We start from the raw sequence: 15,297 nt of genomic DNA on the forward strand, positions 1-15,297 counted from the left end.
TGACGGGGCGGACACCCTGCCCGGGCACGTCGGGGCGGGGGCGCGCTGCGCCATACGTTTGAATGGGTTGCCATGACCAGCGCCGACGAACCCGCCGAGCCGAGCGAACGACAGCGCTACGAGGCCGAGGTGGCCGCGTATGTCGCTGCCGGCGGCAACGAGCAGGTGCAGCGGGTGGTGACCGCCGTGCACGGGCTGCACCGGCGGCTGTCGCAGTGGTACACCAAGCAACTCGTCGACATCGGATTGTCCGCGGGCGAGTGGGCGGTCATCTCGCATCTCGCCGCCGAGACGACCGACCACGTCTCGACGCCGTCGCAGCTCGCCGAGGCCGCCGCGGTCGCACCGTCCTCGATGACGCACCGCCTGGACAAGATGGCCGACCGAGGCCTGATCGAGCGCACCCCCGACCCGACCAACCGCACCCGCATCCTGGTGCGACTCACCGACGAGGGCTGGCAGATGTTCCAGCAGGTCGTCCGGGAGTCGGACGTTGTCGAGTCGGACGTGCTGGCACGGGTCCCGGAGCGCGACCGGGAACGGCTGGCGAAGTTGCTTGAGCTGGCGATCGCCGGTCTGGACGACGCCCTGCGCTGAGCGCGCCCGCGGGCGCAAAACTCCGGACGCAAACTCCGGGCGCACAACTCACCGAATAGGTCGCCGACGCGCCGCCAAACCACTCACGCGCGGCGCGTCACCCACCTATTCGGTGAGTTTCGCTGACCGGGCCACCCCGCCCGCGTCAGCGCCGGCGCAACCGCCGCCGCAGCCCCGCGCCGGCGAGCGCGGCACCGCCGAGCACGACACCGCCGGCAACCAGCACGCCGGTGTTGCCGGAGCCGGCCGACCCGCCGTCGGTGATGATCGGCGGACCGGTGGTCGTGCTGGTCGCGGTGGCCGGGCCGGTGCTGGTCGAGCTGCCGGTCGGCGACGGCGTGGGTGCATCGCACGCGAGTGCCGGCGCGGCCGAGGAGCCGCCCGCGGTCAGGGTCAGGTAGGGCTGACCGGTCAGCCCGAGCACGGCCTGCGAGGTGCTGCGCCGGTCCGAGTCGGTGGCGGTGGCTGCCTTGCCCTTGGCCTTTTGCGCGTCGAAGGCCGCGCTGTCGTAGGCGAACCCGCCCCGTAGCGCCGCTGGGAACGAGCAGTCGTACTGCAGCCCGGCGACGAAGTTCTTCGCCTTGGTGGCCGCGGCCTGATTGCCGGCGAGCTGGAACGCGACTGCCGCGAGCGCGGTGGTGTTGGCGTTCGGGTTGGGCCCGGCGGCGGGCTCGACGATGCCTCCGCCGGCGGTCTGCTCGCCGGCCAGGTAACCGGACGCCTTGCCGATCGCGGCGTCGTGGCCGCCGGAGGCGGCGAGCGCCTGCACGGCGTAGGTGGTGGCGTCGGGGTCGCTGGTGCACCCGCCGGTGAAGGAGATCCGGAAGCCGCCGTCGTTGCACTGCTGCTTCAGCAGGAAGGCGACCCCGGAGGCGTTGGGTTTGCCGGTGCGCTGCAATCCGATCAGCCCGAGGGACTGCCCGATCGTGTTGGAGTAGTCGCCGTACGCCGACTTGTCCTTGAACTGCCCGTTCGGCTGCTGCAGGGAGAGCAACTGGTCGGCATACCCGGAGCTCGGCAGCCCTTGCACTTGCGAGAAGACGAGCAGTTTGGCGGTGGCTGCGGCATACCGGTCACCGCCGGCGGAGTTGTATGACGCAGCGTTCTTGTTGATGTATGCCGCGGCCTTCTTCGCCTCCTGCTGCCCGACCCGGGCCGCGTCGAGCGCGAACACCGCGTCGATTGTCAGGCCGTAGTCGGGGTACTGCTGACCGCCCGCCGACGTGGAGAAGTGGTCTCCCCCGGCGGCGAGCTGCGCGCTGAGGAACGATCCGGCAGTGCCGGCGTCGGGGGTGGCGGCGTGCGCCGGCGCGGCAAGCGCGAGGCTGGTCAGCCCCGCGCAGGCGATCGTGGCGAACCCGGCACCGGCAAAGCGGATCGTGGTCATGACGCTTAGTCTGCCGCAAGCTCGGGGAACCAGATGCCGATCTCGCGTTCTGCCGACTCCGGGGAGTCCGAGCCGTGCACGATGTTCTGCTGCACCGGCAGACCCCAGTCGCGGCCGAGGTCGCCGCGGATGCTGCCCGGAGCTGCCGTCGTCGGATCGGTGGCACCGGCGAGCGCGCGGAATCCCTCGATGCAGCGGTCGCCGGAGACGATCACGAAGGTCGCCGGCCCGCTGGACATGAAGTCGACGAGCGGCCCGTAGAAGGGCTTGCCCTCGTGCTCGGCGTAGTGCCTCGCGAGCCGGTCACGGTCGGGGGTGTCGATGCGCAGCGCCGAGAGGCCGTAGCCCTTGGCCTCGATGCGTCGCAGCACCTCACCGGTGAGGCCGCGCGCGAATCCGTCGGGTTTGACGATGACCAGGGTGCGTTCCATGGGCGTTATTCAACCGGACCGGGTATGCCGGGGCGCCACTGCCCGGTGCTACGCGGCGATCTGGTTGCTGATCAGCAGCCCGAAGAGCACGACCGCGAGCGCCAGGCGGTAGTAGACGAACGGCCGGAAGGTGTGGCTGGAGATGTAGCGCATCAGCCAGGCGATCACGGCATACCCGACGCCGAACGCGAGCACGGTCGCGACCGCGATCTGGCCCCAGCCGTCGCTCGAGCCGTCGGAGACGTCCTTGAGTTCGAACAGCCCGGAGAGCACAACGGCCGGGATCGCCAGCAGGAAGGAGTAGCGCGCGGCCGACTCACGGGTGTACCCCATGAACAACCCGCCGGCGATGGTGCCGCCGGACCGCGAGACACCGGGGATCAGGGCGAGCGCCTGCCACAGGCCGAACCGCAGACCGTCCTTGGTGTCCAGGTCGTCCAGGGTTTTGCGCTGTTTGGCGGTGCTGTCCGCGACCGCGATGACGATCGCAAAGAGGGCGAGCATCGATGCGGTCACCCACAGGTTGCGCAGCGGACCCTCGATGAAGCTTTTGAAGACCAGGCCGAGGATGCCGATCGGGATCGTGCCGACGATGACCAGCCAGCCCATCCGGGCGTCCGGGTCGCTCTTGGGCAGTTTGCCGGCGACCGAGAGCCCCCAGTGCTTGATGATCCGCACGATGTCGCGCCAGAAGTAGACGATCACCGCGGTCTCGGTGCCGAGCTGGTTGACCGCGGTGAATGCGGAGCCACCGCCGTCGTTGTCGAAGAACAACCGGCCGACAATCAGCTGGTGCGCGGACGACGAGATCGGGATGAACTCGGTCAGTCCCTGCACGATCCCGAGGACGATCGCTTCGATCCACGTCATCGTATTGCCCGCCCGCTCCTTGAGTTCGTTACCCGTGATGGGTGGGCCGCAGGGTCGTTCCCGGGCCGGGAGAAGGGTCGCACAGATGCCCGGCGCGACCGACGGCGACACACCCGCCGCCGGCGCCGAGCCGCCGGCTCCCGGATTTTCTTCGGCGCCACGTGTCGTATCGGCCGCTCCGTATTCGTGGACCTGTCAGAACGGCCCACCGGGGGCCGTCGCCGAATCCGAAACGGAGACCATCATGTCCGTCCTCACCGCAACCGCCACTGGCTCCACCACCGCCTCGGTCTGGAAGGGCGGAGTCGCCGCAGCCGCGGGTGCGTCGATCGTCACCACGGCCCTTGCCGCGCTCGCGTCAGCCGCCGGCGTCTCGTTCGAGGCCGGGGGCAGCGCGATCCCGTTGCTGGGCTTCACTCAGCTGACCGCGGTCTTCTCCCTCGTCGGAGTCGCGATGGCCGTCGTCATGGCGCGCGTCGCCCGCCGTCCGCGCCGCACCTTCGTGCGCACCACCGTGGCGCTGACGGTGCTGTCGGTGGTGCCGGACGCGACCTTCGGCTTCGACGCCGCGAGCGCCGCGGTGCTGATGACGCTGCACCTGGTCGCGGCGCTCATCGTCATTCCCGTGGTTGCTCGCCGGCTCGCGACGACGCGCTGAGCGTCAGCTCGTCCATTTTGCGGCCCTGGTGCAGCGCCGTGACCCAGAGCGCCGCGAACATCGCCCCGACGATCAGCATCATCGGCACGATCACCGCCGATGCGATCGTGGCCAGCTGGATCAGCCAGCCGAGGGTGACACCCCAGGGTCGCCGCAGCGACCCGGCCGCCACGATGCAGAGCACCGCGAGCACGAGTCCGACCACAAGGTATGACGTGTGCGCCTCGTTGCCCTGCGCCTTGGCGATGGCCCAGGCCACGAGCGCGCCGAGGAAGACCGCGAGCGTCTCCGAGCCGACGACGATGCCGGCGAAGCGACGCGTCATACGGTCGGGAACGCCGTATACGGCGAGGCCGCCGATCTGTTGCTGCACAGCGGTTTTCACGTGTCGGTGGCGCCGAGCATCGCGCGCACGTCGGCGGCGGTGACGATCGAACCGGTCGCGAGCACGCCGCCGGCGACGCCGCCCTCGTCGGCGAGTTCGGCGGCCCGGTCGATCGCGTCGGCCAGGCCTGGCTCGATGCTCACCCGGTCTTCGCCGTAGATGTCGACGGCGAGCGCGCCCAACTGGGCCGGGTCGGCCGACCGCGGCGACGAATTGCGAGTGATGACAACCTCATCCAACACAGGTTCAAGAGTTTGCAGCATGTCCTCGGCGTCCTTGTCGGCGAAGATCGCGACCACGCCGACGAGCCGGGCGAAGTTGAACGAATCCTCCAGCGCGTCGCGCAGCGCGCGCACGCCGGCGGCGTTGTGCGCGCCGTCGACCAGCACGGTCGGTGACCGCCGGACGATCTCGAGCCGGCCCGGCGAGGTCAGCTCGGCGAGCGCTGCCTGCAGCACCTCGAGGTCGAGCGGCTGCTCTCCCCCGCCGAGGAACGCCTCGGTAGCGGCAATGCCGGTGACGACGTTGTGCGCCTGGTGCTCGCCGAAGAGTGGCACGAACAGGTCGGGGTAGACCGCGGCGAGGCCCTGCACGGTCAATTGCTGACCGCCGACGGCCTGCTCGCGTTCGAGCACCTCGAAGTCGGTGTCCTCACGGCGCACGGTCGCGCCGACCTCGGCGACCCGCTCCGCGATGACCTCGTCGACGACCGGCTCCTGCCGGCCGACGACAGTGATCGCGCCGTCCTTGACGATGCCGCGCTTCTCCATCGCGATCTCCTCCAGCGTGGAGCCGAGCAGCCGCGTGTGGTCGAGCGAGACCGGGGTGATCACCGAGACCTGGCCGTCGGCGACGTTGGTGGCGTCCCAGACGCCGCCCAGGCCGACCTCGACGATCGCGACGTCGACCGGCGCGTCGGCGAAGGCGGCGTAGGCCATGACCACCAGGATCTCGAAGTAGGTGGTGCGCGGCTCGCCCTCGGCTTCCGCGCGCTCGTCGACGATGCGCACGTAGGGCAGCACGTCGTCATACGTCTCGATGAAGCGCTCGGCGTCGATCGGCTTGCCGTTCAAGCTGATTCGCTCACGCATGTCATGCAGGTGCGGCGAGGTGAAGCGCCCGGTCGACAGGCCGGTCTCGCGCAGGATGCGCTCGATCACCCGGGTGGTGGTGGTCTTGCCGTTGGTGCCGGTCAGATGGATCACCGGGAAGGAGCGCTGCGGGTCGCCGAGCAGCTCCATGATCTGGCGCACCCGCTCCAGCGACGGCTCCGGGGAGCTCTCCGGGGTGCGCGCGAGGATCTCGTCGGTCACCTCGCGCAGCCGCTTGCGCACCTCGAGCTTGTGCTCGGCGTCGCGTTGCGCGGCGTCCGGTCGTCCACTAGCCATGCGTGCCATCCTCCAGGTTCAGCTTGAGCCAGACCGAGTCGGGCACCCCGGAACCGGAACTCTCCCGGCCGATCTCGACGAAGCCGTAGTGCTCGTAGAAGCCGCGCGCCGAGTCGTTGCCGTCCAGGTAGGACAGCCGCAGCTCGTCGTAGCCGTCGGCCTTGGCCTTGGCGATCGCGGCGCGCAGCAGCATGCCACCGACGCCACCACTCTGATACTCGGGCAGCACGTAGAGCTTCCACAGTGCCAGGTGCCCGTCCAACGGGCCGACCGACGTCATCCCGATGATCTCGTCGTCGAACTCGGCGACGGTGACCCGGCCGGCACGGATCGCCGGCACGGTTGCGTCGGCCGTCCACCACTTCGCCAAACCCATTGCGACGTAGTCTTTTCCGGCGATCGGGGCGTATGTCGCAGGCCACGTGCGCTGACCGACCTTGACCACGCCCTGCAGGTCCTCTCCGGTGGCTGCGCGCAGCAGCACCCCGTTCGCGACCTTCATCCTCACGCCCCCTGCTCGGTCGGTTGCGCCGCAACCCGTTTGACCGTGATGGTCACCTGCTTGCCACCGCCGAGATCGGCGAGGGTGCCGCCGGGCAGGTCATGCCCGGCACCGGCCGAGCCGAACTGCACCGCGAGCGTCTCGCGCATGATCAGCTCCTGGTGGGCGACGGTCGCCTGCCAGACCTCGTCGTCACCGGCGACGCCGAGGCTGATCCGGTCGCTGACGTCGAGGTCGGCCGTGCGCCGGGCCTGCTGCACCGCACGGATCACGTCGCGCGCCAGACCCTCGGCACGCAACTCGTCGGTGACGTCGGTGTCGAGCACGACGAAGCCGCCCCCAGGCAGCATCGCCGGCACCTGACCGGCGCGCGCCTCGTCGGAAACGACTGTTTCCAGGGTGTATTCGCCGCCCTGCAGCTGCAGGCCGCCACTGGTCACGGTGCCGTCCTCGGCCACCGACCAGTCGCCGCTCTTGCTGCCCTTGATCGCCTGCTGCACGTCCTTGCCGAGGCGCGGTCCGGCGGCTCGGGCGTTGACGGTCAGCTTGGTGGTCACCCCGAAATCGGACTCGCCGGCGTCGGCCACGTCGACCAGCCGCACGCTGCGGACGTTGACCTCGTCGGCGATCAGCCCGGTGAAGGGCGCCAGTTTGTCGGCGTCGGCGGTGACGACGGTCAGCTCGGCCAGCGGGAGCCGCACCCGCAACTGCTCGGCCTTGCGCACCGACAGCGTCGTCGAGCACACCGCACGGGCGCGGTCCATCGCCTCGACCAGGCCGCTGTCGGCGGGCAGGTCTGCGGCGACCGGCCAGTCGGTCAGGTGCACCGACCGGCCGCCGGTGAGCCCCCGCCATACCTGCTCGGTGACGAAGGGCAGCAGCGGCGCGGCGACCCGGCAGGTCACCTCGAGCACGGTGTAGAGCGTGTCGAAGGCGGCCTGCGTGTCGGCGGCGTCGTCACCGGTGCCCCAGAAGCGCTCGCGGGAGCGGCGGATGTACCAGTTGGTCAGCACGTCGAGGAAGGACTGCACCGCGTCGCAGGCGTCGGCGACGTCGAACTCATCGAGGTCGCGCTGCACGGTCTCGACGAGTTCGCGGGTCTTGGCCAGGATGTAGCGGTCCATGACGTTGGTCGAGTCGGTCGACCAACGGCCTTCGATACCAGCGGCATTGGCGTAGAGGCTGAAGAAGTACCAGCTGCTCCACAGCGGCATCAGCACCTGACGCACGCCGTCGCGGATGCCCTGCTCGGTGACGACCAGGTTGCCGCCGCGCAGGATCGGGCTGCTCATCAGGAACCAGCGCATCGCGTCGGCGCCGTCGCGGTGGAACACCTCGGTGACGTCGGGGTAGTTGCGCAGCGACTTGGACATCTTCTGCCCGTCGGAGCCGAGCACGATGCCGTGGCAGATGACGTTCTTGAACGCCGGCTTGTCGAAGAGCGCGGTCGACAGGATGTGCAGCATGTAGAACCAGCCGCGGGTCTGACCGATGTATTCGACGATGAAGTCGGCCGGGAAGTGGTGCTCGAACCAGTCGGCGTTCTCGAAGGGGTAGTGCACCTGGCCGTAGGGCATCGACCCGGAGTCGAACCACACGTCGAGCACGTCCTCGACCCGGCGCATGGTCGACTTCCCGGTCGGGTCGTCGGGGTTGGGCCGGGTCAGCTGGTCGATGCCGGGTCGGTGCAGGTCGTCGACCTTGACGCCGAAGTCGCGCTCCAGCTCGGCGAACGAGCCGTAGACGTCGACCCGCGGGAACTCCGGGTTGTCCGACTTCCACACCGGAATCGGGCTGCCCCAGAAGCGGTTTCGCGAGATCGACCAGTCGCGGGCGTTCTCCAGCCACTTGCCGAACTGCCCGTCTCGCACGTTGCCCGGCACCCAGTTGATCTCCTGGTTGTGGGCGAGCATGCGGTCCTTGAACTTGGTGACCTGCACGAACCAGGACGACACCGCCATGTAGATCAGCGGGTTACGGCACCGCCAGCAGTGCGGGTAGGAGTGGTCGTAGGTCTCCCGGCGCAGCAGCACCGTGCCGGGCGTGACCGCACCGGTGCCGGCCTTGAGGTCGTCGATGATGTGCGGGTTGGCGTCGAAGACCTGCATGCCTTCGTACTCCGCGACCGGGAAGGTGAACTTCCCGTCGGGGCCGACCGGCATCACCGGCGCGATGCCCTCGCGGTCGGTGACCTCCATGTCCTCCTCACCGAAGGCGCCGGCGCTGTGCACCAGCCCGGTGCCGTCGCCGGTGGTGACGAAGTCGGCCTCGACGACCCGGAACGCGCCCTCGTGGCCGTCGAAGTAACCGAACGGCGGCGCGTAGGTGGTGCCGAGCAGGTCGGCGCCGGTGAGCCGCTGCACGACGTGGCCCTGCCAGTCGGCTGATGCGTCGCCGAAGAGTTCCTTGGCGTATGCCGCGACCCGCGCCTCGGCCAGCACGTAGCGCTCGGTGCGGCCGGTCGGCAGGTCGCTCTCGACCACGACGTAGTCGATGTCGGGGCGCACCATGATCGCCAGGTTGGACGGCAGCGTCCACGGCGTGGTCGTCCAGATCAGCAGCTTCGCACCGGCGAGTTCCCCACTCGTTGCAGTGAATCCGACGGTGACCGCCGGGTCCTGCCGCATCTGGTAGACGTCGTCGTCCATCCGCAGCTCGTGGTTGGACAACGGGGTCTCGTCGTTCCAGCAGTAGGGCAGCACGCGGAAGCCCTCGTAGACCAGGCCCTCGTCATACAGCTTCTTGAAGGCCCACAGCACCGACTCCATGAAGTCGGGATCGAGCGTCTTGTAGTCACCGTCGAAGTCGACCCAGCGACCCATCCGATTGACGTAGTCTCGCCACTCCTGGGTGTAGCGCAGCACCGAGTCGCGCGCGGCGGCGTTGAACTTGTCGACCCCCATGTCGAGGATCTCGTCCTTGGTCTTCAGGCCGAGCTGCTTCATCGCCTCCAACTCGGCGGGCAGCCCGTGGGTGTCCCAGCCGAAGCGGCGCTCGACCCGCTTGCCGCGCATCGTCTGGTAGCGCGGGATGAGGTCCTTGACGTAACCGGTGAGCAGGTGACCGTAGTGCGGCAGGCCGTTGGCGAAGGGCGGCCCGTCGTAGAAGACGAACTCGTTGTCGCCGTCCTTGCCGGCGTCGCGCTGCTCGACCGAGTCGCGGAAGGTGCCGTCGGCGTCCCAGTACTTCAGCACCGCGACCTCGATGTCGGGGAAGTCGGCGCTCGGGGCCACACCGTGTGGCTGCTCGGACGTCAGGTCGACCTTGGGGTAGGCCATGGCGGGTGCACTCTTTCGCGGTCGGTCGAATCTCTTGCTGCGAGAACGACATCCGACCGGATTTCCGATCGGCACCGCGGTACCACCTCGCTTGCCGCCGATCCCGTATGCCGGGGCCGGCGACCGCTCGTGCATGAGCTGTGACGGGCTCGTCCCGTCCGGTTCTAGTGCGCACCCTCACGGCTGCGGTTCTTCCGGAAGCTCGCCGCTGATGACGGCTCGAACGCTGCTCGTCCCAGTCTACGGACCTCCTGCCGGACACCGCCAATCGAATCCGCGACAACCAGCACCGACGGGCGTAGCGAGATGTAACATATTTCCCGTTCTCGAATATCAGATGATGAAATTTTCCAAACCCTTACCGAAACTTGGCCATCCGGTGGTTGTCCGTCCCGCCCGGCGGGACCTATTCATGAAGAGGTCACTCGTCCCGTCACCCGGAGGAAAAACCCCTATGCGCAGACTTCTACCGGCCGCCGGCTGCCTGGCCGCCGCCGTCACCCTCGCCGTCGCGACCCCGCCGGCTCGAGCCGCCGACGACGGCAGCGGCCACGTCCCGCTGACCGCGCTGTCGGCGACCGCGCAGCGTGCGCTGTTGTCATGCAGCGGCCTGCCCGCGACGGCCGACCCGGCCGTGATCCGAAAGGTCTACGAGGTTGGCCAGGCGCGCAACGTCGCGCCGATCACGATGCTGGCGATGTTCGAGGCCGGGTGGGTCGAGTCGCATATGAACAACCTCGGCTGCGGACAGGAGACCTCCGTCGGGGTCTTTCAGCTGCAGGACTTCTGGGGCACCTACGCCCAGCGCAAGGACGTGGTCTACTCGACCAACTGGTGGGTCAACCAGGCGAACAAGCTCGGTGTCCAGAACTACCGCGACGCAGGCACCCTCGCCGCCGACGTCGAGCGCCCCAGGGAGGACCTGCGGGGCCGCTACGGACAAGCGCAGGCCACCGCCCAGAACCTGATGAACCAGGCACGGCAGCCCTACGGCGAGATCGGCAAAAAATACGCCGCGCTCGGCGGCGCCGGCGGCGAGGTCGGCCCGCTGGTGCGCGCCGAGGAAGCGGCCAAGCTCGGCGGCCGGTTCCAGCTCTTCCGCAACGGCATCATCATCTGGACCGCACCGACCGGTGCGCACTGGGTGCACGGCGACATCCTGACGAAGTTCTGGGCCACCAATTCCGAAGTGGCCTGGGGCTTTCCGACGATGGACGAACTCGCGGCGGCCGCCGCGCCCGACGGCACCACCGGCCGCTACCAGTACTTCCAGAACGCGCTCTTCCTCTGGAGTCAGCCGACCGGCACGCACATCGTGCACGGCGAGATCCTCAAGGCCTTCGAGACCAATGGCCGCGAAGCAGCGCTCGGTTACCCGACCTCCGACGAGACCGATGACGGCGCCGGCGGGCGGGTGCAGCAGTTCCAGAACGCGACCATCAACTGGACGGCCGCCGGTGGCGCCGTCGTGACCAAGAAGTAGGAGCTCGCACGATGACATTGCACATTTCACGCCGCACGCTGATCGCCGGTTCGGTGGCGCTTCCGGTCACCGCGGCGGCGGCCGCGATCGCGGCACCGTCGGCATCGGCGTTCGGCGCCATCGGCCGCGAGGACGTCCTCAACCGGGCGCGCTACCGGATCAGCAAGAATCTGCCCTACCGATCCGAACCGCCCGGCTACTACGACGGCTACCGCGAGGACTGCTCCGGCTTCGTCGCCTACGCGTGGGGCGCTTGGGCTCCCGGCCGGGGAACCTCCGAAATGGAGCAGTTCGGCGCGTTCCGCATTGCCTGGAACGACCTGCAACCCGGCGACGCCGTCAACAACCCGCTACCCGGCGCCTCGGGCCACGTGATGATCTTCAGTCACTGGATCAACGACGCAGATCGCAACGTCTTCCAGGCCATGGAACACACCGGCAGCGGCGAACGCATCTACAACCATTCCCGCACCGAGTTGCAGGCCAGCTACCACCCGGTGCGATACAACGGCGTGGACATCCTCAAGCCGTACGGCCTGATCAACGCCAAGTGGCTGCAGGGCAACAACCGATCGATCATGGGCAACCCCACGAACGACGAATTCAGCACGAACCCAGCTGGTTCCGGCCGGTTCCGGGACTTCCAGAACGGCATGATCATCTGGAAGCGCGGGGCTGCCGCGCCGTTCCTGGTGCATGGCCTGATCTTCAGCACCTACCGCAACACCGGCTCGGAGAAGGCGTGGGGCTTCCCGACCATGGACGAGCTCGACGCGGGCGCATCACCGACCGGCACAAAGGGTCGCTACCAGTACTTCGAGGGCGCACTCATCCTCTGGTCGCAGCAGACCGGCGCGCACCTGATCCACGGGGAGATCCTGAAGAAGTTCGAGAGGTCCGGCCGCGAGGGACAACTCGGCTACCCGCTCGCCGACGAGGAGGCCGACGGCGCAGGCCGCAAGCAGCGCTTCGAGAAGGCGACCATCCGCTGGACCGCCACCGGGGGCGCGGTCATCGAGTCGGTATGACGCAGGCCGCGACCGGCTGAACCCTTCCGGCTCAGTCGGTCGCGCCCGCTGTCGCGACCGTCAGCCGCACGCCCTCAGCGATCCGGTAGGGGCTGCCGGCGACGATCGCGCCCAGACTGCGACGCATGCGGGAAACCTCCGCGCGCGCGGCCACGGTGTGCTCGCCGTCGCCGAAGAGCGCGACCGACAACTGCTGTGCCGTCATACCCTCGCGGCCCGCACGGGCGAGCTCGCGCAGGATCTGGGCACGCCTCGGGGACAACGCAATTCGCCACGGCTCGCCTTCCGAGCGCACCTCGACCACCGGTGACTCACCGAGCTCGAGTCGTGCCTCAACACCGCGGTCGCCGCCCGACGGCCGCACCAGCCAGCCGTGGTCGAGCCGCTCGGGCAGGCACAGCCCGAGGCCGGGCACCGCGAGCGGCCGGTCGGCGCTCGGCACCGAGATGCGGTCCCGCGTGCTGACCCCCAGGCTGTGCGCCACCCAGCCGGCGTCGTCGACGACCAGCGCGGGGCCGCCGGCGGCGGCCACGATCGGCTCGGCCGCCTGGCGCAACCGCTCGAGCGCCGCCGCGTGATGCCGGTGCAACAACGACTCGGCCAGCAGCACCGCAGTCTCGACGAGAGCGCCGATCGCCGGGTGCAGGGTCAGCGCCGGGCCGCTGATGTCGACGATGCCCAGCAGCTCACCGGTGCGCGGGTCGTGGATCGGGAAAGCCGTGCAATACCAAGGGTGTTGGGCTTGCTCGAAGTGCTCACCGGAGAAGAGCTGCACCGGCGATGCCTCGGCCAGCGCGGTGCCGATCGCGTTGGTGCCGACGGTCTCCTCGGTCCACCGCGCACCGTCGCAAAAACCCAACTCGTCCGCCCGCCGCCGCACCGCCGGAGCGCCCTTGCGCCAGAGGATCACCCCGTCGCCGTCGGTGACCACCATCAGGAAGTGCGAAGCGTCGGCGACTGAGGAGATCACCCGCTCCAGGTCGTCGATCACCAGCCGCAGCGGCGACCCACGCCGGCGACGCTCAAGTGCCTCGATCGGCAGCGGATCGCGAGCGCCCGGCCGGTCCGGCACCAGACCGAGTTGCATCACCCGCTGCCAGGACCGCTCGACCAGCGGCCGCGGCTGCATCGCCGACCGGCTGCCGCCGATGAGTGCATCGTGCATCCGCACCAGCTCGTGTGCGTAACGGGTCAGGTCGGTGCCGGCGCTGATGGCGCTGTAGTCGGTCAACGGGGTCTCCTGCTCGCCGCCTGGTGCGGCTGCAACGTGGTGCAACGCTTCCGACAAGCCTAACCGGCGCGGTGTGCTGTGGATCACATTCCCCGATTCGGAAGGTTGCGCCATGACCCAGACACTCGAACCCGACACCGGTGCCGCGCCCGTCGAGCAGAGCGCGTCCTCCCGCCCGGCGACCGACGGCACCGACGCCCAGGCCCGCGCCGATGCGTGGCTTGCCGACTTCAACGCCGCGCTCGACGCGCGCGACGTCGACGCGGTGACCGGCCTGTTCGGCACTGAGAGCTTCTGGCGCGACCTGGTCGCGCTGACCTGGAACATCACGACCGCCGAGGGCCGGGACGGCATCGGCGACCTGCTGGCCGCGACCCTGGACCAGGCGGCGCCGCAGGCCTTCGAGTTCACCGAGCCGGTCACCGAGACCGACGGCGTAATCGAGGGCTGGGTCGCCTTCGAAACGGAGGTGGGCCGTGGCAAGGGGCACCTGCGGCTCAAGGCCGACGACGACGGCCAGCTGCGGGGCTGGACGCTGCTGACCACCCTGCGCGAGTTCAAGGGTCACGAGGAGGGCCTCGGCGAGCGTCGTCCCCAGGGCGTCGAGCACCAGCTGGCGCCCGGGCGCAAGTCGTGGCTGGAGCGCAAGCAGGAGGAGGAAGCCACACTCGGTCGCGAGCAGCAGCCGTATGTCGTGGTGATCGGCGGCGGCCAGGGCGGGATCGCGCTCGGGGCGCGGTTGCGCCAGCTGGGCGTGCCGCATGTGGTGCTCGACAAGCACGACCGGCCCGGCGACCAGTGGCGCGGCCGCTACAAGAGCCTCTGCCTGCACGACCCGGTCTGGTACGACCACCTGCCCTATCTCCAATTCCCAGCGAACTGGCCGGTTTTCGCGCCCAAGGACAAGATCGGTGACTGGCTGGAGATGTACACCCGGGTGATGGAAGTGCCCTACTGGTCGAAGTCGACCGTGCGCTCGGCGACGTATGACGAAAGCTCGCAGACGTGGCGGGTCGTCGTCGACCGGGACGGCGAGCAGATCGTGCTCGAGCCGAAGCACCTCGTCTTTGCGACCGGCATGTCGGGCAAACCGAACCTGCCGGATTTCCCTGGCATGGATGTCTTTTCGGGTGAGCAGCAGCATTCGTCGCAGCACCCCGGGCCGGAGGCCTACGAGGGCAAGAAGGTCGTGGTGATCGGCTCGAACAACTCCGCCCACGACATCTGCGGGGCGCTGTGGGAGCACGGCGCCGACGTGACGATGGTGCAGCGCTCGTCGACGCACATCGTGAAGTCCGCGACGCTGATGGACATCGGCCTCGGCGACCTCTACTCCGAGCGTGCGCTCGCGGGCGGGGTGACCACCGAGAAGGCCGACATGATCTTCGCCTCACTCCCCTACCGGATCATGCACGAGTTTCAGATCCCCCTCTACGAGCGGATGAAGGAGCGCGACAAGGACTTCTACGACCGGCTGGAAGCCGTTGGTTTCCAACACGATTGGGGCGATGACGGCAGTGGTCTCTTCATGAAGTACCTGCGCCGTGGGTCGGGTTACTACATCGACGTGGGCGCCGCGGACCTGGTCTGCGACGGCAAGGTGAAGCTGGCACATGGTCAGGTCGACCACCTGACCGAGAGCTCCGTCATACTCGACGACGGGACGGAGCTGCCCGCCGATCTGGTCGTCTACGCGACCGGCTACGGCTCGATGAACGGCTGGGTGGCCGACATCATCGACCAGGCGACCGCCGACAAGGTCGGCAAGGTCTGGGGCCTCGGCTCGGACACCACCAAGGACCCAGGCCCCTGGGAGGGCGAGCAGCGCAACATGTGGAAGCCCACCCAGCAGGAGGCGCTGTGGTTCCACGGCGGCAACCTGCACCAGTCACGGCACTACTCGCTTTACCTCGCGCTACAGCTCAAGGCGCGCTACGAGGGCATCCCGACGCCGGTCTACCGGCTGCAGGAGGTGCACCACACCTCCTGATCCGGCGTATGACGGCAGTCCCGGACGGTGCAGGTCGCGTGGCATGGCACGCGATCTGCACCGCGCGGA

General features: G+C 68.9%; 13 protein-coding genes. 5 read left to right on the forward strand and 8 right to left on the reverse strand.

The features are described from left to right. The first annotated feature begins 72 nt into the window (after positions 1-72). On the forward strand, positions 73-597 hold the full coding sequence (locus N2M23_RS08130; RefSeq protein WP_265444635.1) for a MarR family winged helix-turn-helix transcriptional regulator: 525 nt from the start codon (positions 73-75) through the stop codon (positions 595-597). A 145-nt stretch (positions 598-742) separates the two neighbouring features. Here the strand turns inward: N2M23_RS08130 and N2M23_RS08135 are convergent, their stop codons facing one another. Genes N2M23_RS08135 through N2M23_RS08145 form a run of 3 tightly spaced genes read right to left on the reverse strand, consistent with a single transcriptional unit; the run spans position 743 to position 3,285 of the window. Continuing rightward, positions 743-1,984, reverse strand: coding sequence for a prenyltransferase/squalene oxidase repeat-containing protein (locus N2M23_RS08135; protein WP_265444636.1), 1,242 nt, complete (start codon positions 1,982-1,984; stop codon positions 743-745). Between the two features lie 5 nt (positions 1,985-1,989). Further along, positions 1,990-2,415, reverse strand: a complete 426-nt coding sequence (gene ndk, locus N2M23_RS08140; RefSeq protein ID WP_265444638.1) for a nucleoside-diphosphate kinase — start codon at positions 2,413-2,415, stop codon at positions 1,990-1,992. Between the two features lie 48 nt (positions 2,416-2,463). Beyond that, entirely contained in the window at positions 2,464-3,285 is an 822-nt protein-coding gene (locus N2M23_RS08145) for an undecaprenyl-diphosphate phosphatase (RefSeq protein ID WP_265444640.1), read from the reverse strand. A 244-nt stretch (positions 3,286-3,529) separates the two neighbouring features. Here N2M23_RS08145 and N2M23_RS08150 point away from each other — a divergent pair, with 244 nt between their 5' ends. Then, complete coding sequence (locus tag N2M23_RS08150; RefSeq protein ID WP_265444642.1) at positions 3,530-3,943, forward strand: DUF6069 family protein; 414 nt, start codon at positions 3,530-3,532, stop codon at positions 3,941-3,943. Here the strand turns inward: N2M23_RS08150 and N2M23_RS08155 are convergent. The 4 genes from N2M23_RS08155 to ileS are packed head-to-tail and all read right to left on the reverse strand — an operon-like array spanning position 3,903 to position 9,496. Next, positions 3,903-4,328 carry a DUF4233 domain-containing protein gene (locus tag N2M23_RS08155; protein ID WP_265444643.1) on the reverse strand — a complete coding sequence of 142 codons (426 nt, stop codon included), beginning with the start codon at positions 4,326-4,328 and terminating at the stop codon, positions 3,903-3,905. The genes N2M23_RS08150 and N2M23_RS08155 overlap by 41 nt on opposite strands. Then, positions 4,325-5,725: a bifunctional folylpolyglutamate synthase/dihydrofolate synthase gene (locus N2M23_RS08160; RefSeq protein ID WP_265444644.1), complete on the reverse strand. Its 1,401-nt coding sequence runs from the start codon at positions 5,723-5,725 to the stop codon at positions 4,325-4,327. The genes N2M23_RS08155 and N2M23_RS08160 overlap by 4 nt, the downstream gene beginning before the upstream one ends. After that, on the reverse strand, positions 5,709-6,218 hold the full coding sequence (locus tag N2M23_RS08165) for a GNAT family N-acetyltransferase (protein ID WP_265445118.1): 510 nt from the start codon (positions 6,216-6,218) through the stop codon (positions 5,709-5,711). The genes N2M23_RS08160 and N2M23_RS08165 overlap by 17 nt, the downstream gene beginning before the upstream one ends. A gap of 2 nt (positions 6,219-6,220) precedes the next feature. After that, the gene (gene ileS / locus N2M23_RS08170; protein WP_265444646.1) at positions 6,221-9,496 is read right to left on the reverse strand and encodes an isoleucine--tRNA ligase; all 3,276 of its coding nucleotides are present in this window, start codon (positions 9,494-9,496) and stop codon (positions 6,221-6,223) included. A 454-nt stretch (positions 9,497-9,950) separates the two neighbouring features. Here ileS and N2M23_RS08175 point away from each other — a divergent pair, with 454 nt between their 5' ends. Then, a complete protein-coding gene (locus tag N2M23_RS08175; RefSeq protein WP_265444647.1) occupies positions 9,951-10,979 on the forward strand; it encodes an LGFP repeat-containing protein in 1,029 nt (342 codons plus the stop codon). A gap of 11 nt (positions 10,980-10,990) precedes the next feature. After that, positions 10,991-12,007: a hypothetical protein gene (locus tag N2M23_RS08180; protein ID WP_265444648.1), complete on the forward strand. Its 1,017-nt coding sequence runs from the start codon at positions 10,991-10,993 to the stop codon at positions 12,005-12,007. Positions 12,008-12,038: 31 nt separating this feature from the next. Here N2M23_RS08180 and N2M23_RS08185 read toward each other — a convergent pair whose 3' ends face one another. Next, on the reverse strand, positions 12,039-13,238 hold the full coding sequence (locus tag N2M23_RS08185; RefSeq protein ID WP_265444650.1) for a sigma-54-dependent transcriptional regulator family protein: 1,200 nt from the start codon (positions 13,236-13,238) through the stop codon (positions 12,039-12,041). Positions 13,239-13,350: 112 nt separating this feature from the next. Between N2M23_RS08185 and N2M23_RS08190 the strand changes: the two genes are divergently transcribed. Then, on the forward strand, positions 13,351-15,228 hold the full coding sequence (locus tag N2M23_RS08190) for an NAD(P)/FAD-dependent oxidoreductase (protein WP_265444651.1): 1,878 nt from the start codon (positions 13,351-13,353) through the stop codon (positions 15,226-15,228). The last annotated feature ends 69 nt before the right edge of the window (positions 15,229-15,297 follow it).

This window comes from Flexivirga meconopsidis, from assembly GCF_026162425.1.
GTDB classification, from domain to species: Bacteria; Actinomycetota; Actinomycetes; order Actinomycetales; family Dermatophilaceae; genus Flexivirga; species Flexivirga meconopsidis.